The sequence below is a fragment of the Janthinobacterium sp. GW458P genome, assembly GCF_002127585.1.
In the GTDB taxonomy this organism is placed as follows: domain Bacteria; phylum Pseudomonadota; class Gammaproteobacteria; order Burkholderiales; family Burkholderiaceae_D; genus Janthinobacterium.
The window spans coordinates 43,406-65,574 of sequence record NZ_NEGZ01000029.1 but is presented as its reverse complement, the minus strand read 5'-3'; the positions used below and the strand labels follow the sequence as shown (position 1 = coordinate 65,574).

Here is a 22,169-nt window from a genome sequence, read left to right as displayed (position 1 = left end):
CGTGCCGGCCGCCCCCGGCGTTCCGACGGCGCGCCCGCCGCGCCATACCCCGTCATTCAAGGAAGTACCATGAAACAATTATTCAGCCTCGCGCTGGCCGCCGGCGTGGCATCAGCCGCGCTGCCGCCGGCCGCCGCGCAGTCCCAGCCCCAGCCCGCCCCGCAAGAGGCGCAAGCGCCCGTGCCGGCCCCCGCCTACCGCTCCGCCTTTGCCGGCTACCGTCCCGCCGCCGAGGAAGACGCCACGCCCGACCAGGCCTGGCGCGCCGTCAACGACAAAGTCGGCAAGGCCGGCGGCCACATGGGCATGATGAAGATGGAGGGCCACAAGATGCAGGGCCACGCGATGGAAGGGCACACCATGCCGATGGAGAGGTCCGGCCCCAAGCCGGCTGCCCGGCCCGCCCCGCAACACCAGCATGAGGGACACTGAGATGGCACGTTTCACAAAATCAACTTGCCTGACGCCGCTGGCGCTGGCGGCCGCCTTGCTGCTCAGCGGCTGCGCCAGCTTCAGCGAGGACGGCGGCATGCAGACGGTGTCCGCGCTGGCCGACGCCCGCACGGGCGCCCCCGCGGCATTGACGGACAAGGGCGGCGAGGAAAAGCTGGCCTCCCTGCTGGCCCAGCCCCTGGACGCCGACAGCGCCGTGCGCATCGCCCTGATGAACAACCATGGCATGAAGGTGGCACTGGCCGAGCTGGGCGCGTCCGAGGCGGACCTGGTGCAGGCGGGGCGCTTGCGCAACCCGGGCCTGTCCTTCGGCCGCTCGCACGGCAGCCACGGCAATGAAATCGACCGCGGCGTCAGCTTCGACCTGGCGGGCCTGTTGACCATGCCGATGCGCGTAAACATCGAGCGGGGCCGTTTCGAGCAAGCCAAGCTGCAGGCGGCCAGCAGCGCCGTGCAACTGGCGCTTGAGACGCGCCGCGCCTATTTCAATGCGGTCGCCGCCGTGCAGACGGAAGCGTTCATGCAGCGGGCGCTGCTGTCGGCCGAGGCGGGCGCCGAGCTGGCCACGCGCCTGCGGCAGGCGGGCAACTGGAGCCGCCTCGACCAGGCGCGCCAGCAAGTGTTTTATGCGGATGCCGTCGGCGACCTGGCGCGCGCGCGCCACCAGGCATTGGTGACGCGCGAGCACCTGACGCGCTTGCTGGGCCTGTGGGGCAGGCAGACCAGCTTTACGTTGCCGTCGCGCTTGCCCGACTTGCCGGCCCAGGCGGCCGACGCCGGCAATATCGAGGCGCAGGCGATGGAGCAGCGCCTCGACGTGCAAAGAGCGAAACTCGACGCCCATGCCATGGCCGATGCACTGGGCCTGTCCAGGGTGACAGGCTTCGTCAACGTGCTCGACGTGGCTTATACCAACAAGAGCACGAGCGAGGCGCCGCGCGAAAACGGCTACGAGGTATCGCTGGAACTGCCCCTGTTCGACTGGGGCACGGCGCGCAACGCCAGGGCGCAGGCGCTGTATGAACAGTCGCTGCAGCGCACGGCGGGCACGGCGGTGCGGGCCCGCTCGGAAGTGCGCGAGGCGTATTCGAGCTACCGCACGGCCTACGACCTGGCGCGCCACTACCGCGATGAAGTCGTGCCGCTGCGCAAGACAATCTCGCATGAAGTGTTGCTGCGTTACAACGGCATGCTGGCCAGCGTGTTCGAGCTGCTGGCCGATGCGCGCGAACAGGTCGCCAGCGTAAACAGCGCCATCGAAACCCAGCGCGATTTCTGGATCGCGCAAACTGAATTGCAATCGGCCATCAACGGCAGCGGCCCAGGTGCGGCAACTGCGGCAAAGGAATAATGATGATTACACGTAGAAACTTTTTCATGAACGCGGGCGCCGTCGCCCTCAGTGCGGCAGCGGTGAGCCGCGTCGGTGCGGCGTCCCTGCCGGAAGCCGTCAGCATGGCCGGCGCGGAGACGAAGGCGCCGCCCCCGCCGCCGAACGGTCGCCCGTACAACCCCGTCGTCACCCTGAATGGCTGGTCCTTGCCCTGGCGCATGAATAACAACGTCAAGGAGTTCCACCTGGTGGCCGAACCCGTCGTGCGCGAACTGGCGCCCGGCATGATGGCCAACCTGTGGGGCTACAACGGCCAGTCGCCCGGTCCCACCATCGAAGTGGTGGAGGGCGACCGCGTGCGCATCTTCGTCACCAATAAATTGCCGGAACACACGAGCGTGCACTGGCATGGCCAGCGCTTGCCCAACGGCATGGACGGCGTCACGGGCCTGACCCAGCCGGGCATTCCTCCCGGCAAGACTTTTGTCTATGAATTCGTTGCCAAGCGGCCCGGCACCTTCATGTATCACCCGCATGCGGACGAAATGACGCAGATGGCCATGGGCATGATGGGTTTCTGGGTGACGCACCCGAAAGACCCGAATTTCATGAAGGTGGACCGCGATTTCGTCTTCCTTCTCAGCAACTACGACATCGATCCCGGCAGCTATACGCCGAAGATCATGACCATGACGGATTTTAATCTGTTCACCTTCAACAGCCGCGTCTTCCCCGGCATAGCCCCCATGGTCGTGCGCCAGGGCGACAAGGTGCGCGTGCGCGTGGGCAACCTGACCATGACCAACCACCCGATTCACATGCATGGCCATGAATTCGAGGTGACGGGCACGGACGGCGGCTGGACGCGCCCCGAATCGCGCTGGCCCGAAGTGACGACGGACGTGGCCGTGGGCCAGATGCGCGCCGTGGAGTTCACGGCCACGGACCTGGGCGACTGGGCTTTCCACTGCCACAAGTCGCACCACACGATGAACGCCATGGGGCACGACGTGCCCACCATGATAGGCGTCGACCACCAGGGCGTGGCGGCGAAGGTCAACCAGCTCGTGCCCGGCTACATGGTGATGGGCGAGCGGGGCATGGCCGACATGGGCGAGATGCAGATGCCGATCCCCGACAATACCTTGCCGATGATGGCCGGCGACGGCCCCTTCGGCGCCATCGGCATGGGCGGCATGTTTACCACGGTAAAGGTGCGCAAGGACCAGAAAACCGGCGACTACCGCGACCCTGGCTGGTACAAGCACCCGGCCGGCAGCGTGGCCTATGAATGGACGGGCGCCTTGCCGGAACCGGTGCGCGGCCAGGGCGCGGGCAAGGCGGCGGCAAAAAGCGGCGTGGAAATGACGGTGCGCAAGCCTGGCGCTCACGCGGGGCATTAATTTGCCGCGATAATGCCCTGACAAAGCCAACGGCTTGCCTAGCACGGCAAGCCGTTTTGTATGTTGCTATAAATCAATGAATTGTTGTTTAGTGACAATCCGAGCATTTTTTTCCTGCTTTTTTCTTTATATTCAAACTGAAGTCCCGTTGCATACCGGCCACCAGGCCATCGGAGGAATCATGTTGAATCGGATGAAAGTGGGCACGCGGCTGCTGGCGGCATTCTTTTGCGTGGCGCTGCTGGGCGCCATCGTGGCCGGCATCGGCATTTTCAACATGGCCAAGATCGACACCATGGCCGGCAGGATGTACAACCATGAATTGCTGGGACTGTCGTACATCAAGGAAGCCAATATCGCCCTGATCAAGGTGGGCCGCGCGCGCAGCAATTTCCTGCTGGCGACCACGCCGGAAGAGCGCAGCCGGCGCCAGGCCGATATCACCACATTCCTCGAACACAATAAAAGCTACCTGGCCAAGGCCGAACCGCTGTTCGTCTCGGCGGCCGCCAAGGAACTGTTTGCCCGTTTCGCGGCCGTCGAAGCGGAATATATCGCCACCATGCAGCAGGCGCTGGCGCTGGCGGCGGCCGAACCGCTGGCGCAGCGCGGCGCGAACCTGACGCAGCTGCTGGACAAGACGCGGTTGCATGCGGATGAACTCGACAGCGTGCTCGATAAATTGTCCTTGCAGAAAGAAGAGCGGGCCAGGGCGGCCGCGGCGCAGGCGTCGGAGGTGTACCAGACCAGCCGCACCTTCATGCTCGCCCTGGTGCTGGGCAGCGTGGCGGCCGGGCTGGCGCTGGGCGCGCTGATCACGCGGGGACTGACGCGCCAGCTGGGCGGCGAGCCGGCCTATGCGGTGAAGATCGCCGGCGCCATTGCCGAGGGCGACCTCACCGTGGAGATCCGCACGGCCAGCCATGACGACGCCAGCCTGCTGTTTGCCATGCAAGCCATGCGCGACAAGCTGGTGGCCATCGTCAGCCAGGTGCGCTCGGGCACGGACACCATCCATACGGCTTCGAGCGAAATTGCCCAGGGCAACCTGGACCTGTCGTCGCGCACGGAAGAGCAGGCTAGTTCTCTGGAAGAAACAGCGTCCTCGATGGAGCAGCTGACGTCGGCCGTGCGGCAGAATGCGGACAACGCGCGCCAGGCCAATGCGCTGGCCGGCGCCGCATCCGACGTGGCCGGCAAGGGCGGCACCGCGGTGGGGCAGGTGGTGCAGACCATGGAATCGATCAATGCCTCGTCGCGCAAGATCGTCGACATCATCAGCGTCATCGACGGCATCGCCTTCCAGACCAATATTTTGGCCCTGAACGCGGCCGTGGAAGCGGCCCGGGCGGGAGAGGAGGGGCGCGGCTTCGCCGTCGTGGCGGCCGAGGTGCGCAACCTGGCCCACCGCTCGGCCAGCGCGGCCAAGGAAATCAAGACCCTCATCGGCGACTCCGTCGAGCAGGTGGAAGTGGGCGCCAGGCTCGTGCGTGACGCGGGCCATACGATGGACGAGGTGGTCACCAGCGTGCGCCAGGTGGCCGACATCATGCAGGAAATCACGGCCGCCAGCGCGGAACAGAGCGCCGGCATCGAGCAAGTCAACCAGGCCGTGCTGCAGATGGACCAGGTGACGCAGCAAAACGCGGCCCTCGTGGAAGAGGCGGCCGCCGCTGCCGAATCGCTGCAGGACCAGGCGCAGACCCTGACGGAGCTGGTGGGCGTGTTCCGCCTGCACGCCCAGGCCGAAGGCATCGCCGTGGCGGCGGCCAGCAATGTCACGCCGCTGCGCCGGCCCGCGCCGGCGGCCAGGGCTGGCCTGCGCCGCCTGGCCTGAAAGCGGCGGCTTCGGGCGCAACACGGACGCCTGGGCTTGGTGGTAGGCTGTCGGTATTGCGCGTTTGCCACTTCCGGGTTCCCCATGTCATCTCCTTTCCTGTCGCCGTACTGTTTCTCCCTGTTGCTGCTGTCCCTGGCGCCCCTGGCACAGGCGCAGGATAGCGATCCCATCCTGCCTTACCGTCCTTCCGTCGCCAGTCCCGCCCAGCTGCCCGTGCCGGGCCAGCTGGAATTCGAGGCGGGCGGCCTGCTGTCGAAAACGGACGACACGCGCCGCGCCAGCCTGCCCTACACCTTCAAGCTGGCGTTCACGCCCGAATGGGGCCTGCTGCTGCAAGGCGAGGGTTTTGTGCGCGCGCGCGCTGAAACGGGGCGGCGCGAGACGGGCGTGGGCGACACGACGTTCGTGCTCAAGCGCGCCTTTGTGCTCGACAGCGCTACGGCGCTGGGCCTGGAACTGGGCTGGAAGTTGCCCACCGCCAAGGACAGCATCGGCAGCGGCAAGAGCGATGTGTCGCTGAACGGTATTTTCAGCCGCGACCTGGGCGCCGTGCACATGGACGCCAATGTGAACGCCACGCGCCTGGGCGCATCCGACCCGGACACGGGCAGGGTGCAGACGGGCTGGGCGGCCTCCTTTTCCGCGCCCGTCAGCGAGCGCTGGGGCGCCACGGCGGAAGTGTCGGGCACGCGCTTGCGCGGCGCGCCGGCCACGGCGCAGCTCTTGCTGGCGGCCACCTACAGCCCCACGCCCCGGCTGGCCATCGACTTCGGCATGGCGCGCGGCTTGACGGGCGCTTCGCCGGACTGGTCGCTGTTCAGCGGCTTGGTCGTGCCTTTGGGCAAGCTGTGGTGAGATTGCGACGGGATTCCTTATGTGTCCTTGCGCACAAACAGTTGGTCACACAAGGTCTACAATTGCGGCATAACTGATAAAAGGAGTGCCCCATGAAAACCCTCATTCTCGCCGCCGTCCTGCTGTCGGCCGCCACCGCCGCAGTCGCCCAGGTCGGCGTCTCCGTCACGGTCGGCCAGCCCGGCTTTTACGGCCGCCTCGACATCGGCGACTATCCCGCGCCGCAATTGATCTACGCCCAGCCCGTCATCGTGCAGCGTCCCCAGTATTATTCGGGCCATCCGATCTACCTGCGCGTGCCGCCCGGCCATGCGAAACACTGGTCCAAGCACTGCCGCAAGTATAATGCCTGTAACCAAGAGGTATATTTCGTCCAAGACAGTTGGTATAACAACCAATATGTGCCCCGTTACCGCCAGCAGCATGGCGACCATGGCCGCCCCGACTACCGCGACCGCGACCGTCATGACGATCGCCGCGATGACCGCCATGATGACAAGCGCGACAAGCATGACAACAAGCCGGGCAGAGGCAACGGCAATGGCCATGGCAACGGCAACGGCAACGGGCACAGGGATTAACCAGGAACGCCTGGACAAACCGTCGCACTACGCAGCAGGTTTTTCCTGGCGTTCAAGCAAGCAGGAGGATCTTTGCACAGTAAAATCGTTATCGTAGGGGGAGGAGCAGGCGGCCTGGAGCTGGCCTGCAAACTCAGCCGCAAGCTCGGCCCCGGCCAGGTCACCCTGGTCGACAGCCGTCTGTATCACATCTGGAAGCCGTCGCTGCATGAAGTGGCGGCCGGCACCCTGGACATCCACCAGGAGGGGCTGTCATACCAGATGCTGGCGCATGACAATGGCTTTACCTATGTCTATGGCCCCCTGATCGGGCTCGACGCTGCCTCGAACAGCCTCACCGTGGGCGCCATCGCCACCGACAAGGATGAACAGCTCTTGCCGCAACGCACGGTGAGCTATGACCAGCTGGTGCTGGCCGTGGGCAGCACCTCGAATTACTTCGGCGTGCCCGGCGCCCAGGAACACACGATTTCCCTGAACGCCACGGAAGACGCGGAACGTTTCCGTTTGACCCTGCTCAAGCTGCTGGCCATGGCCGAGCAGCGCCAGGGCGACGCGGGCCATCCCGGCGTCGACATCGTCATCATCGGCGGCGGCGCGACGGGCGTGGAGCTGGCGGCCGAACTGCGCGAAGCGAGCGGCGTGTATGCCGCGTACGGTTTCCAGAATCTCAACGCCATCAAGGATGTGCGCATCACCCTGCTCGAAGGGGCGCCGCGCATCCTCGCGCCGCTGCCCGAGCGCGTCTCCATCGCCGCCTCGAAACTGCTGCATCAGCATGGCATCACCGTGGTGACCGATACGCGCGTCACCACAATCGACCCCGACAAGGTGACGGTGGCCAGCGGCACCAGCTATGCGGCCGACATCTGCGTGTGGGCGGCCGGCATCCGCGCGCCGGAATTCCTGGCCACGTTGGGCTTGCCCACCAACCGCGCCGGCCAGCTGGAAGTGACGGGCATGCTCAATGTGCAGGGCCACGCGAATATCTTCGCGCTGGGCGACTGCGCCGCCTGCATGGGGCCGGACGGCAAGCTGGTGCCGCCGCGCGCCCAGGCGGCCCACCAGCAGGCCGATTACCTGCTGAAAACCTTTTTGCTGCAAGCGAAGGGCAAGCCGCCGCAGACGAAGCCGTACGAATACCTCGATTACGGTTCGCTCGTCTCGTTCGGCCGCACGACGTCGGTGGGCACCCTGATGGGTTCGCTCAAGGGCCTGAGCTGGTTCGTCGAAGGCTTTGTGGCGCGCATGATGTATGTGAGCCTGCACCTGATGCACCATAACGCCGTGCTGGGCAGCGTGCGCACGGCCGTCATGGCCATGGGCCGTTTCCTGATCAAGCGCAGCACGCCGCAGGTCAAGTTGCACTAAGCTGGTCTGTGCCAGATCAAGAAGGGGCCGCAAGGCCCCTTTTTTATGGCGGCGTGCGCTGTGCGCGAGCGGCATTGGCCGGGAACCGGAACGCTCGCCTTGCGGTCATAGCAAAGGACAGCACGCGGCGATGAACAGACAGGTTGATTACCGGAGGCGGGCATGCCATCACGATTACTGCAAGTTATCGCCCTGACCCTGGCCGCCCTGGGACTCGCGCCAGGCGCCGCGCACCTGCTGGAGCTGCCTGTCAAGCTGGACTATCCGCCGGCCCTGTATGCGCAGGTGACCAGCAGCCTGTATGTCCTGTTTGGCCCGGTAGGGGGCGCCGTGCAAATGGCCGCCGCGGCAAGCGTGGCGGTGCTGGCTTTCCGCTCCAGGCGCTTGCCCCAGGGACGCCTGCTGGCCGCGTCGGCCGCCGCGTTGTTTGTTTCCCTGCTGCTGTGGGCTTGCCTAGTCGCTCCCGTCAATGGGGAATGGGGCAATAGCGCCGACGTGAGCCAGGAAGAATTTGCCGCGGCCTATGCGCGCCTGCGCGGACGCTGGGAGTATGGCCACGTCGCGGCCTTCATTGCCTGGTTCGCGGGCTGGCTGGGCATGGCCGCCGCCGTCACCATGCGCCCTGCAGCGGGCGCCGGCCCCCCGCGCTGACGCGGCCGAAGTCTATTCCTTCGGGCTAATGCGCGGCAAGACCACGGTCAGGGCCGTGCCGCCTGGCGGATTGGCTGCCAGGCTCAGGGTGCCGCCCAGGTAGTGCACGCGCTCGCGCACGGCGCGCAGGCCGTGCTTGCTCATTTGCACCGCTTCGCTGGCAGGCAAGCCCACGCCATTGTCCTTGACGGTCATCATCAGCGCTTCTTCGTTGTCATCGATGATGATGTCGACTTGCGTTGCCTGGGCGTGGGCAGCGATGTTGCTCAGCGCTTCTTCCAGCGTGCGCAGCAGGGCCACGCCCACGTTGCGGGGACAGATCAGTTCATCTTCGGGCAGGCTGCAGCGCACGGCGATCTTGTGCTGTTCGGCAAATTGCGTGGCCAGTTCGCCCAGCGCGACATTGACGCCAAGAAACTCGAGCTTGTCATTCCACAGCTTCATCTGCATCTGGCGGTTGGTTTCGATCACGTTCAGCAGCAATTGCTTCATGGTTGCCGCGCGGTCGAGCAGGGCCGCCTCCTGCGGCATTTTTTGCGTCAGCAGCGACAGGTGCATGGTCAGCGCCGTCAGCGACGAGCCGAGGCTGTCGTGCAGCTGGCGCGACAGGGCGCGCCGTTCATTGTCCCAGCTGGTATTGACGTGCCCCAGCAACTCGCTGAGATCGGCGGCGCGGTCCGCATCGGCCTGGGCCGTTTCCTTGTTCGGATCTGTGTGTGCGGACATGGCGCCCCGTGAAAATAGTGAAGTGATATGACCGGATTCAAGGTGTGGATCATACATGAGGATTCCATCGCGGGGCGCATGGCTGGAAAAATTCTGTCTTTTCGGCAATTTTAATCTCTACCCATCATTTGTGGAACAAATGCAACACTGGCGGCCGGCGGCGGCCCGTTCCTGGTCCGGATTCCTGGCCTTGTTGCGTACGGCTGCGCACATACCAGTCACCTTGCTGCTGCCATAGTGTGCCTGTACGTCATTACGCAGCACATGCCGCCATCGTGGCGCAGGGCGCTCCACCGGCCCCTTTACCGAACTGAAAGGACATGCCATGAATATCGATACCATAGTCGACCAGGAATATGCCGACAAAAGCTTCCGCGACATCGTCAATGCCCCCATCAGCGCCTTGCGCGGCGTCAGCGCCAAGGACGCCAAGGCCCTGCAGCAGGCGTTCGGCGTGAGCACCGTGCGTGAACTGTCCAACCTGAATTTCGTCAAGTGGGCCAGCGCGCTGGCCATCCTGGCCGATGAAGAGGGCATGAGCGGCGAAGAGCGCGCCAAGGAAGAGTTGCTCGACGACGCCGTGGAAATGACGTTTCCCGCCAGCGACCCGATTTCCGTCGACGCCGGCATCACGCGCATCGAAGTGGCGCCGGAAACCGTCGATGCACAGACGGACCACCAGCACGCGGGCCAGCATGAAGTGACGGCTGGCAAGAAATAAAGCGTTGTGCCCATGAAAAAAAACCGGCAGGCCGTCATGGCTTGCCGGTTTTTTTACATGCCGCGCGCACTAAACAGTCAGGCGATCGAGGGGATGCCGCTGTTCTGCATGCTGACCTGGGCGGCGATCACTTCGTGGGGCGAGCAGCAAAAGCGGTTCTTGCCGGCGCGCTTGGCTTCGTACAGGGCCGTGTCGGCCGCGCCCAGCAGCGATTCGACGGAGCTGGCGTCGTCCGGATAGATGGCGATGCCGATGCTGGTCGACAGGCGCAGGGTCAGGTCGTTGATGAAATACGGCTCGGAAACGACTTCGATCAGCTTGGCGGCCGGTTCGCGCGCGTCGCCCTTGCCGGCCAGGTTGCCCAGCACGATGACGAATTCGTCGCCGCCGATGCGCGCCACCGTGTCTTCCTTGCGCGAGGCGCCCACCAGGCGCACCGCCACCATTTTCAGGATTTCATCGCCATAGCCATGGCCATATGTATCATTGATGGCCTTGAAGCCGTCCAGGTCCAGGTAGAGGATGGCCGACTTGCCGCGGTTGCGGGCCGATTGCTGCAGGGTGTGCTCGATGCGGTCTTCCAGCAGGCGCCGGTTGGGCAGGCCCGTCAGCGGGTCGTGCAGCGCCAGTTCCTGCTGCTGCTTGCTGTATTGCGCCAACTCCTTGTACAGCAGGCGCACTTCCAGCATGTTGTGGATGCGCTTGTGTACTTCCATCAGGTCGAAGGGCTTGCTGATGAAATCGCGCGCCCCCGCTTCCAGGGCGGCGATCTTGAAACTCGGTTGCGCCGTCAGGGCCAGCACGGGCAGGTAGCCGCCATGCTCGATTTCCTTCAAGCCTTTCATGACCTGGAAACCATTGAGTTCGGGCATTTGCAGGTCCAGCAGGATCAGGTCGTAGCAGTGCTCCAGGTGCAATGGACAGACCTGGGCCGGGCGCATGGTGGCCGTGACGTTGGTATAACCGGCATCGCGCAGGATTTCCAGCATCAGGTCGACATTGTCGGGCGAGTCGTCGACGACCAAAATTTTGGCTTTCAAAATCTCATCTTGGCTGGGCATGTATGGTCTCGGTTAATACGGTCAATGCAACGCTGGTTTCCACCGCAGGTAATAGTCTGACGGCGCGGCTGACGGCAGGTCGATAGGATAGTAGCGCCTTGCAATAAGATGGGGCGCACAACAGCGCATGAGCTCGCTATTGTCATTCCCGGCGGCCGGAGCCGCCGTTGTCTGCCATGCCTGCCATGGCGCCGTGCTTCTGCGTTTCAGTGTAGCAAATTTCAGGGAAGTTGCTTGTAGGACAGTGCCGCGTGTGGAAGTAGGAAGGCTCACCCTTGGAAATAGTCATTTTGTCCTGAGTTATTTATTTCTTTGCATCAATTATTCGGGCGCTGTCACGATGCGGGTCCGGGCAGGCGCGGCGCCGCCAGCCGCGCCACGGCCGCCAGCAGGGCGGCAGGGTCGGGCGGCTTCGTGATGCAGGCCTGGAAGCCGCTGTCGAGCGCCCGCTGGAGGTCCTGCGGCCGGGAACGGTCCGCCAGCGCCAGCGCGGGCAGGTCGGCGCCGTCGCTGGCGACGCGCACTTGCGCCAGCAAGGCGAAGCCGTCCGCGCCGGGCGTGCCGATGCCGCTCACGAGCACGTGCGGGCGCACCTGGGGCAACAGTTGCAGCGCTTGCGCCGCGCTGCCGGCGCCATGCACTTCGGCATTGCTGTCGCGCAGGATGCCTTCCATCAGCGCGCGCGTACCGGCCTCGTCATCGACGAGCAGCACCTTGACGCCGCGCAAGTCGTCGCTGCCGGGCTTGCCTGAGGGGCCGGCCGCCGCGTTCACGGGCAGGCGCACGGTAAAGCGGGCGCCCTGCATGTCGCCGGCGCTGCTGGCCGTGACCGTGCCGCCATGCTGTTCCACCAGGTGCTTGACGATGGCCAGGCCCAGGCCCAGGCCGCCATGCTTGCGCGTGGTCGAGGCATCGGCCTGGCGGAAACGGTCGAATACGTGGGGCAGGAAGTCTTTCCTGATGCCGATGCCGTTGTCGCTCACCGTGATGGCCAGGCGCGCGCCGTCGCGGCGCGCCTCGATATCGACCCGCCCCCCTTGCGGCGTGAATTTCAGGGCATTCGACAGCAGGTTCCAGATCACTTGCTGGATGCGGCTGGGGTCGCCGGTGAAGCTGCCCGCATCGCTGGCGATGCTGCTGTGGATGGCGATGTGCTTGGCGTCGGCGGCCGGGCGCAGGGTTTCGATGGCCGAGGCGATGATGCCGGCCGGCGCCAGGGGCTGCAGGTCGAGCAGCACCTTGCCCGAGGTGATGCGGCTCATGTCGAGCAAGTCTTCGATCAGCTGGGCCTGCGCGCGCGCATTGCGTTCGATGCTATGCAGGCCGCGGTGCAAATCGGCCTGGTCGCGCGTGCCGCGCCGCAGCACCTGGGCCCAGCCCAGGATGGCTGACAGCGGCGTGCGCAGTTCGTGCGACAGGGTGGCGAGAAAATCATCTTTCAGCTGGTTGGTGCGCTCAGCCTCGGCGCGTGCTTCGCGTTCGCTGTCGAGCAGCACCTTGCGCTCTTCGGCGGCCCGCGTGGCGGCCGCGTACAGGCGCGTATTGTCGAGCGCGACGGCGGCCTGGGCCGCGATGCCCGCGACGATGCGTTCGCTGCGCGCGCTGAACATGCCCGCCTGCGGGTGGCCGAGCAGCAAGCGCCCCAGCGGCAAGCCCGCGCGCGAGCTGACGGGCAGGCTCAGGCAGCTGCGCAGCTGCGGCCCGTCGGCGCCACCGTCCGGCGCCGCCAACAGGTCGTTCTGGCGCGTGGCCGGGCCGAGGCGCAGCTCGGCGGCGATGGCGTCGGCCTGCCGCAGGCTGATGCCGCTCACGGCGCGCGCCGCCGGCAGCGCATCCGCATCGGGCGCGGCCCCATCGTCGTGGTAGTAGAAGGCGCCGAAGCGCGCGCCGCTGATGCGCGTGGCCGCATCGACGGTTTCCTGCAGCAGGGCGGGCAAGTCCAGGGTGCCGGCCAGGGCCGCGCCCGTGTTGTTGAGCAATTCGAGCACGCGCGTCTCGTCGCGCAGCGCTTCCTGCGCCCGCTTGACCTGGTCGACGTCGGTGCTTGTGCCAAACCAGCGCAGCAGCCGGCCGCCCCGGTCGCGCACGGGATTGGCGCGCGTCAGGAACCAGCGGTACTGGCCGTCGGCGCCGCGGATGGGGAACTCCATTTCGAAGGGCGTGCCGTCGCGCAAGGCGCTCTTCCAGGCTTGCAGCATCTGCGGCAGGCGCTGGGCGTCGTAGGCGAGGCTCCAGCCGTCGCCGGCCATCTGGCCGGCGGTGGTGCCCGTGTAGTCGTGCCAGCGCTGGTTGTACCACGACATGGTGCCGTCGAAGCTGGCGATCCAGGCCAGCTGGGGGATGGAATTGGCCAGCGCGCGCAAGTCTTCCTCGCTCTGGCGCAGGCTGTCGTCGGCCGCCTTGCGCTGGCTGATGTCCTGGATATACGTGGTCAAGCCCTCGCTGGAAGGGAAGAGGCGCACTTCCAGCCAGCGCCCCAGCGGCGGGTAGTACAGTTCGAAGCTGCAGCCTTGCTGCTGCGTCATGGCGCGCCGGTACTGCGTTTCCAGTGCCGTGCCCTGCAAATCGGGGCAGGCTTGCCACAGGCTGCTGCCCGCCAGCGGGCTGCCGGGCTGGCGCCGCGGCGCCAGCATGTCGGCGCCGCGCGCATTGATGTAGCGGATGGTCCAGTCGCGGTCGAGCAGGCTGAAGCCGTCGGTAATGCTTTCAAGCAAGTTGGCGAGATGCTCGTCCGACAGGCTCGGCGCCCCCGACGGGGGAAGCAGATCTTGCTTGCGTTCATGCTTGGCCATTGAAAATCCTGCAACTGTGAGTCTGCCGCACGGGCTCTTGCCCCGCCGGGCCGCCGTCGCCACGCTCAGTTAATAAGTGGGTCATGATGGTGCCGTCAGCCGTCATGAAGGAGGGGCGGCACAAGCGCCCCTGTCTGGCTGGTATTGTAGCCCCAAGCGGCGCGCCGCCACCGCACGCTTGCGCGCCTGACGGCGGTCCCTTGCAGATAGCACTGGACAGGCTGGAAAGCAGTCCCTATAATCCCGCTTCTTTCGAGGCAGCAACTTCTCGATTCGCTGGACGCGACTGTGAAAGCAGAAGTGCCCATCGATAAAAGGCGTGAGCTTTTTGGCAGTGAAAAGGTAGTCGGTCATGCGGGGCGGTATTCTGCAAAATCAGCTAAGCGATTGAAAAATCGAACTTTTCAAAGCGAAATGAATACGCTATAATGTTTGCCTGCGCGGCTGTAGCTCAGCTGGATAGAGTACTTGGCTACGAACCAAGGGGTCGTGGGTTCAATTCCTGCCAGCCGCACCAGAATACTGAAAATCAGACTTTGCCTGGTTTTGTTGTAACAAGTTTCACCTCCATGTTGTTGATGGAATGTTGTAGAAGTTTTGCGGCTGTAGCTCAGCTGGATAGAGTACTTGGCTACGAACCAAGGGGTCGTGGGTTCAATTCCTGCCAGCCGCACCAGTATTTATTTGTATCGTTGCCAGAACCGGGTTTGCCCGGTTGTGATGAAAGTTTCAAGCTTCGCGCCGTTCGGCGAAGTGTGTCAGAGTTTGCGGCTGTAGCTCAGCTGGATAGAGTACTTGGCTACGAACCAAGGGGTCGTGGGTTCAATTCCTGCCAGCCGCACCAGTATCAGCAGTAGAGAAAAGCCCGGGGAGTCCGCTCTCCGGGCTTTTTTTCGTCATGACGGCGCGCGGACAGCGCTCATGCTGGCGGCCTGGGCAATTGTGAAATATCCGCACGGTGCCCTTTGCCATTCTGCAAAGCCCTGCTATAATCTTGTCTTAGGCGGCTGTAGCTCAGCTGGATAGAGTACTTGGCTACGAACCAAGGGGTCGTGGGTTCAATTCCTGCCAGCCGCACCAGAATATCGGGGATCAGATTGTAAAATCTGGTCCCCTTTTTCGTTTCTGGCGCGGCTTTACGCCGCGCCGTTGGCGGCACGCCGGTACTGCTGGCGAAACGCGCGCGGCGTCATCTGCCTGGCGGCGCGGAACTGGCGGTTGAAAWGCGCGAGGTTGCGGTAGCCCGCCTCCTGCGCGATGACGGCGATGGCGTGATTGCTCTCGATCAGCTGTTGGCAGGCGCGGCCGATGCGCAGCCGCGCCAGGTACTCGCCCGGCGTGCAATGCGCGTGGCGCTTGAAACGGCGGTGAAACGCGCCCAGCGACAGGGCCGCCTTCTGCGCCAGGGTGTCCAGTGCGATTTCTTCGCGGAAATGCGCGTGCATGAAGTCCAGCACGCCGGCCATGCGCTGGTGCTGCCCATCGGGCAGCGGCGCCTGCGCCGTCGAGGCCAGCGGCCGCGCGCCCGCATCGCCCGCCAGGTCCAGCAGCACGTCGAGCAGCAGCGGCAAGCGCTGCGGCACGGGCAGGGCGTTCAATTGCAGCAGTCTGGCTGCGCTGCGCGCGCTCGTGTCCGTTGAAAAATGCAGGGCAGGGCCGGCGCGGGCCGCCAGTTGCCGCAGACCGTGCAATTCGGGAAAGCAGGCCGCCAGCCGCTCCAGCCACTCCAATGAAAACCACACGACGACGGCCAGCATCGGTTGCGCGCCGTCGATGCGCTCGCTGGCCGACCAGGTGTGCGGCAAATTCGGCCCCAGCAGCACCAGGTCGCCCGGTTCGAAGTCGCCCAGGTGGTCGCCGATGTAGCGCTGCCCCCGCGCATTGACCGTCAGGGTCAGCTCGAACTGCGGGTGGTAATGCCAGAGGAAGGGAATGGCGTCGAGTTCGCGCCACAGCAAGCCCCAGGAGTGGCCTGCCGGTATCGTGACTTGTTCGAATAAAGGCGTCATTGTGACGTTTGAAGCGTATGAATAGTCAGGATAGTATCAGTATCGGCCGCCCGGCGCGCATTTTACGGTGCCGCGCCAGCGCACAATCTGTCTCACACCAACCCAGGAGACAGCGATGCAGAACCCATATCAATACGGCGAAGACCGTCCCGGCAACCCGTCCGTGGCGTACACGGAACAGACGCAGTTGCGCGACATCCAAAAGCAGCTGCCCCTGCGCGTGCTGTCCGACAGCGACTTTTTGCACTGGCAAACCTACGGCTACGTCATCGTCAAGGAGGCCGTGTCGCCCGACCAGGTGCGGCGCACAACAGATTTCCTGTGGGAATTCCAGGGACTCGACCAGCACGATCCCTCCACCTGGAACCGGGAGCAGTTGCGCGACCACGCGATGAAGGAACTCAACGGCTCCGGCATGGTCGAGGCTTATCACCACCAGACCCTGTGGGATAACCGCCAGACCCCGCGCGTGGTCGACGCCTTCGTCGACATCTGGGACCGCCAGGATCTGTGGGTAACGATCGACCGCGCCAACCTGAACACGCCGAACCATGGCAAGCGCAAGTTTGGCGGCTTCATCCACTGGGATGCCGATACCACGCTCGACCCGCTGCCCGTCAACGTGCAGGGCGTGCTGGCCCTGTCCGACACCTCGCCCGAGAGCGGCGGTTTCCAGTGCTATCCGGAGCTGTTCAATAATTTATTGAGCTGGCGCAAGACGGTGCCGCAAGACCGCAATCCCTGGCAGCCGGACCTGGCGACGGTGCCCTACCCGATGGAATTCATCGCCATGAAGACGGGAGAACTGTTGATCTTCAACAGCCTGCTGGCGCACGGCATCCGCCCGAACACGTCCACGGACCAGGTGCGCCTGGCGCAATATATTTCCTTTACGCCAGCGCAGGAAGACAATCAAAGTCTGCGCGACTGGAGGGTGCAAAGCTGGCGCGAGCGCAGCGCGCCGCAGGGCTACGCCTTTCCCGGCGACCCCGAGGAAAAGGAAAAGCTGCGCTACCCGCAGGCGCGCTTGAGCACGCTGGGCGAGCGGATCCTCGGCGCGCGCGACTGGTAAGCCACGCGGTAAGCCACGCTCTGTCCGTCAGGCTTGCCTGCCGGATAGACAATTGCCGGCAAATGCACGATCATGGCCTGACTTGCCATCGACCGAGGAAACGCATGAGTATCATCACCTGCATCGAAGACTTGCGCGTGCTGGCCCAGAAACGGGTGCCGCGCATGTTTTACGACTACGCCGATTCCGGCTCCTGGACGGAATCGACGTACCGCGCCAACAACAGCGATTTCGCCAAGATCAAGTTCCGCCAACGCGTGGCCGTCAACCTGGAAAACCGCAGCCTGGCCTCGACCATGGTGGGACAGCACGTCTCGATGCCGGTGGCCCTGTCGCCCACGGGCTTGACGGGCATGCAGCATGCGGATGGCGAAATCCTCGCGGCCCAGGCGGCCGAGCGCTTCGGCGTGCCGTTCACGCTGTCGACCATGAGCATCTGCTCGATCGAGGACGTGGCGGCGAACACGACAAAACCGTTCTGGTTCCAGCTGTACGTGATGAAAGACCGCGAATTCATCAACCGCCTGATCGACCGCGCCAAGGCGGCAAAATGCGGCGCGCTCGTGCTGACCCTGGACTTGCAGGTGCTGGGCCAGCGCCACAAGGACTTGCGCAACGGCCTGTCCGCGCCGCCCAAGCTCACCATCCCGAACATCCTCAACATGGCCACCAAGCCGCGCTGGGTGGCGGGCATGCTGGGCACGCAACGCCGCGGTTTCGGCAACATCGTCGGCCACGCCACGTCCGTGTCCGACATGTCGTCGCTGTCGGCCTGGACGCAGCAGCAGTTCGACCTGAGCCTGTCGTGGGCGGACGTGGAATGGATCAAGCAGCGCTGGGGCGGCAAACTGATCATCAAGGGCATCATGGACCCGGAAGACGCGCGCCTGGCCGTGGAAAGCGGCGCCGACGCGCTGATCGTCTCGAACCACGGCGGGCGCCAGCTCGACGGCGCGCAATCGTCGATCGAAGCCTTGCCCGCCATCGTCGACGCCGTCGGCAGCCAGATCGAGGTGCACATGGACGGCGGCATCCGCTCGGGCCAGGACGTAATCAAGGCCGTGGCGCTTGGAGCAAGGGGCGTCTACATCGGCCGCCCGTTCCTGTATGGCCTGGGCGCCATGGGCGGGCCGGGCGTCACCAAATGCCTGGACATCATCCGCAACGAACTCGATTTGACGATGGCGTTTTGCGGCTTGCGCGACCTGCAGCAGGTGGACAAGAAAATCCTGCTGCCGGGCACGTTCTAAGCCGTCACGCGCACGATGTGAAAACCTTCCGCTGTGGCGGGCGGCACGAAGTGGCGCGTGATGGCGTCAAAATCGGCGTCGCTGGTGGAAAACGGGTGCAAGCCGCTGGCATTGCGCTGGCGCAAGCGCGCCTTGCATTCCTCATCCGGCACGTCCAGGTAGTGCAGCACGTGCGGCACGCCTGCCTGCTGGAACAGTTCGCGCATCCAGGCGCGGCTGGCGGGTGTATTTGCAGGGAAATCGAGCACGACGGACACGCCCGCCCGCAGCATCTGCTGGGCCAGAGGCGCGACGGCCGCGCGCAGCCGCGCCGCGCAGGCGACATAGTCGGCCAGGCTGGCGATCTGGCCCGGATACAGCTGCGCCAGCAGGCTGTCTTCGCTGATGCGCACGGTATGTGGCGCTTGCGCAAGCTGGCTGGTCAAGGTGGATTTGCCCGAGGCAATCTTGCCGCACACGAGGTGCAGGGTGGGGGTAACCGGGGTGCTGGAAGTGGTGTGCATGGTCGCTCGCTGAAGTGAAAAATAAAACCTGCGAGACGTCTTGATTGTTTGCTGCAGATCAAAGCCGCCTTGCAGGCGGCTTGGTCAATGTCATTCCTGTCCAGCCACCATGTGTGAAATGGCGGCAATAATCGATGGCAGGGGCGGGAATGGCGATGGCATGGGCTAACGATGCCATGCGATGGATGGCACTGTCAATACTTGGTCTTTACTCGAACAATTGCCGGTACTGCGCATACGGTTCCATGCCCATGCTGGCGCGGCGCTGCTCCAGCCGCTGCGGATCGTCGATGGGGACGGGGACCGTCTTGCCGGTGCTATCCGTGCGGAACTGGCTGCCGTACAGCTGCGGCAGCTTGTCATTGCTCAAGTCGCGGTCGATCGCCAGGGCCAGCTTCGAGGGCGTGATTTCCCCCCTTGCCGCTGCCGCGCGCATCAGCGGCAGGCTGGTCTTGAGGAAGGCACTGGAACCATGCTGGGCGATCAGCCAGGCGCTGCCCGCCGCCTTGTAGCCGACCATCGTTTGCGTGGGCCAGCCCTTGCTGGCGATGATTTGCCGCAAGCGTTGCTCGCGCGCCTTATCCGTGGCCAGCATGCGCTGGCGCGTGGCCACGTCCGGCCCCGTAGGCGGGAATCCCGCGCGCAGGGCCTGGTCTTCCTGTTCCATGGTCCGCAATTCGGCTGCCAGCGCCGCTTCGGGCACTGCCGCCGGATACAGCAGGAAGTCCAGCGCGCCCGCCGTGGCCGCGTTGAAGATGAGCTTGGGTTCCGCTTCCCAGCCGGGCGATTGCAGCAGCAGCGCCAGGGTGGCGCCTTCCGGTACATCAATGCGGTAGCGGCCATTTTCGACCGTGCCATGTATCTGCGGCTCGCCGTGCATGCGCTCGGCAACGATGCTGATGGCTTGCGGCAGCGGCGTTCCATTGCTGCGGATAATGCCGCTCAGCTCAAAGGCGCCCGCATGGACGCTCCAGCACAGCACGATGGCGCAGATCAGGCGTGGCATGGGCATCCGTTCATGCATGGTGGATGTCGAGTTTGCTCCACGCATCTTGGAACGCGGCGTCATCGAGCGGCCGTGCATGCGGGTCGTCCTGCCGGAACAGGCCGCCGATCAGCATGTCCTGGATGGCGCCCGTGAAACCGCCATACGACGAGGCGCGGCCCCACTGGCGCCGCGTGTGGGCGAAGACGACGGCGTCTTGCTGCGCGGCCAGTTGCGCCAGCGCTTGCCGCAAGGTGGCGGCCGCTTCCGGGCCCATGTCCGTGGCGATGGCGCACACCAGGCGCTGGCTGAACTGCAAGGGCTTGCCTGCCAGTCCCAGCAGCGATTCGTTGGCCAGGGCGAGGAACAGGTCGGGCGCCTGGTCGTCCTTTTCGCAGACGGTCCAGGTGGGCGCCCACGCTTCCAGGCTCATGAAGCGCGCTTGCGTCGTGGCCGGCGTGTGCGTCCACTTGGCGTGCGATTTGGCGTCCCAGCCCAGGCGGCCAAAGGGAATCGACTTGCCCTTGGGATTGTATTGATGGCTGCGCACGCCGGCCTTGCCCCTCGCGCTCGCCTGCGCCACGAGGCCGTCGAGGCTGGCGGCAAACGGCGTCCATTGCGCCGCATCCCATAGCGGTATGGCATCGGGCGCGGCCAGCAGCAGGAATACCTCGTAATCACGGAAAAAAAACGCCATGCGCAGTCCTTATAGTTGCAGTTGAGAGATGACCGGCCGCTGGCTGGGGCGCAGCAGGTAGACGCCGTACAGGCACAGGGGCAGCACGGCCAGCAGCGCGACGTACGGCAGGATCGATGCGCCGTCTTCGGCCGGGTGCGGCAAGGTGGCCGTCACCAGCGCGTAATCCCACAGTCCATGCACGAGGACCATGGGCCAGATGGAGCGGGTGCGCAGGCGGATGGCCGCATAGCCGACGCCCTGCAGGGTGGCGGCCACGGCTTGCCACAGGGCGCCGCTGACGTCGCCCGTGGCCAGGCCGTTGGCCGTATGGGCCAGGCCGAACAGCGCCGAGGACATCAGCACGGCGGGCCAGACGGCGTAGCGGTCCAGCATTCCCTGCAGCAAGATGGCGCGGAACATCAGCTCTTCCGAGACGGCCACCAGCGCAGCGTTGCACGCGACGATCAGCAGCACGCGCGGCTGCGGCCAGCCGCCGGCCCAGGCCAGCAACAGCATCAGCAGCGCATACAGCAGGGGCGGCCAGACCAGCCACGTGCTTTTCCACGGTTGCGGTGCGCACAGGCCCGCTTCGCGGCGCTGGCTGGATGCCAGCAGCAGCGCCAGCGCGAACAGGGCGGCCAGCGCCCACGACAGGCCGATACGGCCGGTGACGGCTGCGCCCGGCAATGCGTAGCCGGACGATTCCAGCCAGCGGCCGCCCAGGCTCAGGGCCAGCCAGACGGCCAGTGCGCCGAGGGCAAGCGGCATGGTGAGGCGGATTCTGGGGAGGGATAAGGTCGGCATCGGTGTTTGCTGCTACTGCGTGCTTGGACGAATCGCGAAGTTGCATCAATGATATGGTGGAAACATTGCCATACTACATGAAAATCTGCGTCACAAAATTGCCACATCGTTATAGTTGCATGAAATAATAAGCATTCGTTCACTGCCGCCAGACTGGAGCGCCATGACTTACAGCAAGACCATCACCACTGAACGCCTGATCCTGCGCAAGCCGCAACCCTCGGATGAGTCGGCCCAGTTCGCCATGCATGCCGACCCCGAAGTGATGCGCTATTTCAGCGAACCGCCGTGGGAAGATATCAGCCGCGCCACGCGCCAGATCGCCGAGGACAGCGCCGCTTTCGAGAAAGAGGAATTCTTCCGCTTTGCCGTCGAGCTGAAGGCGACGGGCGAATACCTGGGCAGCTGCAGCCTGTTTTCCGAGCACCGCCAGAACCGCCGCGCCGAGATCGGCTACGCACTGGGCCGCCCGTACTGGGGCAACGGTTATATGCACGAAGCGCTGTCCGCGCTGATCGAATTCGCCTTCGTCGAGCGCGACCTGAACCGCCTGGAAGCCGATATCGACCCGCTCAACGCCGGCTCGGCCAGCGCCCTCGAGCGCCAGGGTTTTAATAAGGAAGGCTTTTTGCCGGAGCGCTGGATCGTCGGCGGCCAGGTCAGCGATTCGGCACTGTACGGCTTGCTGCGGCGCGAGTGGGAAGCGCGGCGCAAGGGCGGTGCGTGAGCGGGCAAGACATCGACGCCGTCCAGCGCTGGCTGGGCCATGCCTTGCCGGCGCATTACCTGAGCTTTATCAAGGACTGGCAGGAAGGCCTGCGCGGCGAACAGGTGCTGCTGTATGGCCTGGAAAGCTTGCGGGAGCGCAACGAAACCTATGATGTGCAGCAATGTTGCCCTGGCTACATGACCATCGGCGACGACAGCGGCGCACGCGCCGTCATGCTGGCCCTCGATGGCGGCGACCGCGCCGTGTACCTGGCGGGCCACGGCTCGATGCGGCGCGACGATTTTGAGCGGGCCGCCGATGATTTCCATGCCTGGCTGGCCGCCGATTGCCCCGTCGATTGACTATTCCAG

At 64.8% G+C, this 22,169-nt stretch carries 21 protein-coding genes and 4 tRNA genes; 17 read left to right on the top strand and 8 right to left on the bottom strand.

Features of this window, described 5'->3' with window-relative positions; genetic code table 11:
* Positions 1-69 precede the first annotated feature (69 nt).
* The 8 genes from CBW50_RS16975 to CBW50_RS16940 all read left to right on the top strand — a co-directional run bounded on the left by CBW50_RS16975 (position 70) and on the right by CBW50_RS16940 (position 8,487).
* Positions 70-432: a hypothetical protein gene (locus CBW50_RS16975; RefSeq protein WP_086146651.1), complete on the top strand. Its 363-nt coding sequence runs from the start codon at positions 70-72 to the stop codon at positions 430-432.
* Position 433: 1 nt separating this feature from the next.
* On the top strand, positions 434-1,804 hold the full coding sequence (locus CBW50_RS16970; protein WP_226935895.1) for a TolC family protein: 1,371 nt from the start codon (positions 434-436) through the stop codon (positions 1,802-1,804).
* Positions 1,805-1,806: 2 nt separating this feature from the next.
* Positions 1,807-3,189, top strand: a complete 1,383-nt coding sequence (locus CBW50_RS16965; protein ID WP_086146649.1) for a multicopper oxidase family protein — start codon at positions 1,807-1,809, stop codon at positions 3,187-3,189.
* Positions 3,190-3,370: 181 nt separating this feature from the next.
* The gene (locus CBW50_RS30200; protein ID WP_086146655.1) at positions 3,371-5,026 is read left to right on the top strand and encodes a methyl-accepting chemotaxis protein; all 1,656 of its coding nucleotides are present in this window, start codon (positions 3,371-3,373) and stop codon (positions 5,024-5,026) included.
* Between the two features lie 84 nt (positions 5,027-5,110).
* Entirely contained in the window at positions 5,111-5,884 is a 774-nt protein-coding gene (locus CBW50_RS16955) for a transporter (RefSeq protein ID WP_226935897.1), read from the top strand.
* A gap of 92 nt (positions 5,885-5,976) precedes the next feature.
* The gene (locus CBW50_RS16950; RefSeq protein WP_086146648.1) at positions 5,977-6,465 is read left to right on the top strand and encodes a hypothetical protein; all 489 of its coding nucleotides are present in this window, start codon (positions 5,977-5,979) and stop codon (positions 6,463-6,465) included.
* Positions 6,466-6,537: 72 nt separating this feature from the next.
* Positions 6,538-7,836 carry an NAD(P)/FAD-dependent oxidoreductase gene (locus CBW50_RS16945; protein WP_086146647.1) on the top strand — a complete coding sequence of 433 codons (1,299 nt, stop codon included), beginning with the start codon at positions 6,538-6,540 and terminating at the stop codon, positions 7,834-7,836.
* 162 nt (positions 7,837-7,998) lie between these two features.
* Entirely contained in the window at positions 7,999-8,487 is a 489-nt protein-coding gene (locus CBW50_RS16940; protein ID WP_086146646.1) for a hypothetical protein, read from the top strand.
* A gap of 12 nt (positions 8,488-8,499) precedes the next feature.
* On the opposite strand, the gene CBW50_RS16935 is transcribed toward CBW50_RS16940, so the two are convergent.
* Complete coding sequence (locus tag CBW50_RS16935; RefSeq protein WP_086146645.1) at positions 8,500-9,213, bottom strand: ATP-binding protein; 714 nt, start codon at positions 9,211-9,213, stop codon at positions 8,500-8,502.
* A 325-nt stretch (positions 9,214-9,538) separates the two neighbouring features.
* On the opposite strand from CBW50_RS16935, the gene CBW50_RS16930 reads away from it, so the two are divergent.
* Positions 9,539-9,934: a hypothetical protein gene (locus CBW50_RS16930; RefSeq protein WP_086146644.1), complete on the top strand. Its 396-nt coding sequence runs from the start codon at positions 9,539-9,541 to the stop codon at positions 9,932-9,934.
* A gap of 77 nt (positions 9,935-10,011) precedes the next feature.
* Here CBW50_RS16930 and CBW50_RS16925 read toward each other — a convergent pair whose 3' ends face one another.
* Entirely contained in the window at positions 10,012-10,995 is a 984-nt protein-coding gene (locus tag CBW50_RS16925; RefSeq protein ID WP_086146643.1) for a diguanylate cyclase, read from the bottom strand.
* A gap of 335 nt (positions 10,996-11,330) precedes the next feature.
* On the bottom strand, positions 11,331-13,787 hold the full coding sequence (locus CBW50_RS16920) for an ATP-binding protein (protein WP_086146642.1): 2,457 nt from the start codon (positions 13,785-13,787) through the stop codon (positions 11,331-11,333).
* A 440-nt stretch (positions 13,788-14,227) separates the two neighbouring features.
* On the opposite strand from CBW50_RS16920, the gene CBW50_RS16915 reads away from it, so the two are divergent.
* The 4 genes from CBW50_RS16915 (at position 14,228) to CBW50_RS16900 (ending at position 14,867) form a co-directional block, all read left to right on the top strand.
* A tRNA-Arg gene (locus CBW50_RS16915) sits at positions 14,228-14,304 on the top strand.
* A gap of 82 nt (positions 14,305-14,386) precedes the next feature.
* Positions 14,387-14,463, top strand: a tRNA-Arg gene (locus CBW50_RS16910).
* A 91-nt stretch (positions 14,464-14,554) separates the two neighbouring features.
* Positions 14,555-14,631: transfer RNA gene (locus tag CBW50_RS16905), tRNA-Arg, on the top strand.
* Positions 14,632-14,790: 159 nt separating this feature from the next.
* Positions 14,791-14,867 (top strand) — tRNA-Arg (locus tag CBW50_RS16900).
* A 56-nt stretch (positions 14,868-14,923) separates the two neighbouring features.
* Here the strand turns inward: CBW50_RS16900 and CBW50_RS16895 are convergent.
* Complete coding sequence (locus CBW50_RS16895) at positions 14,924-15,796, bottom strand: AraC family transcriptional regulator (RefSeq protein ID WP_086146641.1); 873 nt, start codon at positions 15,794-15,796, stop codon at positions 14,924-14,926.
* A gap of 115 nt (positions 15,797-15,911) precedes the next feature.
* Here CBW50_RS16895 and CBW50_RS16890 point away from each other — a divergent pair, with 115 nt between their 5' ends.
* On the top strand, positions 15,912-16,868 hold the full coding sequence (locus tag CBW50_RS16890) for a phytanoyl-CoA dioxygenase family protein (protein ID WP_086146640.1): 957 nt from the start codon (positions 15,912-15,914) through the stop codon (positions 16,866-16,868).
* A 104-nt stretch (positions 16,869-16,972) separates the two neighbouring features.
* On the top strand, positions 16,973-18,118 hold the full coding sequence (locus CBW50_RS16885) for an alpha-hydroxy acid oxidase (RefSeq protein WP_086146639.1): 1,146 nt from the start codon (positions 16,973-16,975) through the stop codon (positions 18,116-18,118).
* Here CBW50_RS16885 and CBW50_RS16880 read toward each other — a convergent pair.
* The 4 genes from CBW50_RS16880 to CBW50_RS16865 form a co-directional block, all read right to left on the bottom strand.
* Complete coding sequence (locus tag CBW50_RS16880) at positions 18,115-18,621, bottom strand: ATP-binding protein (protein WP_086146638.1); 507 nt, start codon at positions 18,619-18,621, stop codon at positions 18,115-18,117. The genes CBW50_RS16885 and CBW50_RS16880 overlap by 4 nt on opposite strands.
* Before the next feature lie 208 nt (positions 18,622-18,829).
* A complete protein-coding gene (locus tag CBW50_RS16875; protein ID WP_139842553.1) occupies positions 18,830-19,627 on the bottom strand; it encodes a DUF6624 domain-containing protein in 798 nt (265 codons plus the stop codon).
* A 10-nt stretch (positions 19,628-19,637) separates the two neighbouring features.
* Positions 19,638-20,303 (bottom strand): hypothetical protein, encoded by a 666-nt coding sequence (locus CBW50_RS16870; protein WP_086146636.1) that lies wholly within the window; start codon positions 20,301-20,303, stop codon positions 19,638-19,640.
* A gap of 9 nt (positions 20,304-20,312) precedes the next feature.
* Positions 20,313-21,053, bottom strand: a complete 741-nt coding sequence (locus CBW50_RS16865; protein ID WP_172404795.1) for a CPBP family intramembrane glutamic endopeptidase — start codon at positions 21,051-21,053, stop codon at positions 20,313-20,315.
* Positions 21,054-21,252: 199 nt separating this feature from the next.
* Here CBW50_RS16865 and CBW50_RS16860 point away from each other — a divergent pair, with 199 nt between their 5' ends.
* Together CBW50_RS16860 and CBW50_RS16855 are read left to right on the top strand one after the other, a co-directional pair.
* Positions 21,253-21,816: a GNAT family N-acetyltransferase gene (locus tag CBW50_RS16860; RefSeq protein WP_086146634.1), complete on the top strand. Its 564-nt coding sequence runs from the start codon at positions 21,253-21,255 to the stop codon at positions 21,814-21,816.
* On the top strand, positions 21,813-22,160 hold the full coding sequence (locus CBW50_RS16855; protein ID WP_086146633.1) for an SMI1/KNR4 family protein: 348 nt from the start codon (positions 21,813-21,815) through the stop codon (positions 22,158-22,160). The genes CBW50_RS16860 and CBW50_RS16855 overlap by 4 nt, the downstream gene beginning before the upstream one ends.
* Positions 22,161-22,169: the final 9 nt, after the last annotated feature.

Coding starts and splice junctions, on each gene's coding strand:
- CBW50_RS16975 (WP_086146651.1), top strand. CDS start 70: ATGAAACAATTATTCAGCCTCGCGCTGGCCGCCGGCGTGGCATCAGCC.
- CBW50_RS16970 (WP_226935895.1), top strand. CDS start 434: ATGGCACGTTTCACAAAATCAACTTGCCTGACGCCGCTGGCGCTGGCG.
- CBW50_RS16965 (WP_086146649.1), top strand. CDS start 1,807: ATGATTACACGTAGAAACTTTTTCATGAACGCGGGCGCCGTCGCCCTC.
- CBW50_RS30200 (WP_086146655.1), top strand. CDS start 3,371: ATGTTGAATCGGATGAAAGTGGGCACGCGGCTGCTGGCGGCATTCTTT.
- CBW50_RS16955 (WP_226935897.1), top strand. CDS start 5,111: ATGTCATCTCCTTTCCTGTCGCCGTACTGTTTCTCCCTGTTGCTGCTG.
- CBW50_RS16950 (WP_086146648.1), top strand. CDS start 5,977: ATGAAAACCCTCATTCTCGCCGCCGTCCTGCTGTCGGCCGCCACCGCC.
- CBW50_RS16940 (WP_086146646.1), top strand. CDS start 7,999: ATGCCATCACGATTACTGCAAGTTATCGCCCTGACCCTGGCCGCCCTG.
- CBW50_RS16935 (WP_086146645.1), bottom strand. CDS start 9,213: ATGTCCGCACACACAGATCCGAACAAGGAAACGGCCCAGGCCGATGCG.
- CBW50_RS16930 (WP_086146644.1), top strand. CDS start 9,539: ATGAATATCGATACCATAGTCGACCAGGAATATGCCGACAAAAGCTTC.
- CBW50_RS16925 (WP_086146643.1), bottom strand. CDS start 10,995: ATGCCCAGCCAAGATGAGATTTTGAAAGCCAAAATTTTGGTCGTCGAC.
- CBW50_RS16920 (WP_086146642.1), bottom strand. CDS start 13,787: ATGGCCAAGCATGAACGCAAGCAAGATCTGCTTCCCCCGTCGGGGGCG.
- CBW50_RS16890 (WP_086146640.1), top strand. CDS start 15,912: ATGCAGAACCCATATCAATACGGCGAAGACCGTCCCGGCAACCCGTCC.
- CBW50_RS16885 (WP_086146639.1), top strand. CDS start 16,973: ATGAGTATCATCACCTGCATCGAAGACTTGCGCGTGCTGGCCCAGAAA.
- CBW50_RS16880 (WP_086146638.1), bottom strand. CDS start 18,621: ATGCACACCACTTCCAGCACCCCGGTTACCCCCACCCTGCACCTCGTG.
- CBW50_RS16875 (WP_139842553.1), bottom strand. CDS start 19,627: ATGCCACGCCTGATCTGCGCCATCGTGCTGTGCTGGAGCGTCCATGCG.
- CBW50_RS16870 (WP_086146636.1), bottom strand. CDS start 20,303: ATGGCGTTTTTTTTCCGTGATTACGAGGTATTCCTGCTGCTGGCCGCG.
- CBW50_RS16865 (WP_172404795.1), bottom strand. CDS start 21,053: ATGCCGCTTGCCCTCGGCGCACTGGCCGTCTGGCTGGCCCTGAGCCTG.
- CBW50_RS16860 (WP_086146634.1), top strand. CDS start 21,253: ATGACTTACAGCAAGACCATCACCACTGAACGCCTGATCCTGCGCAAG.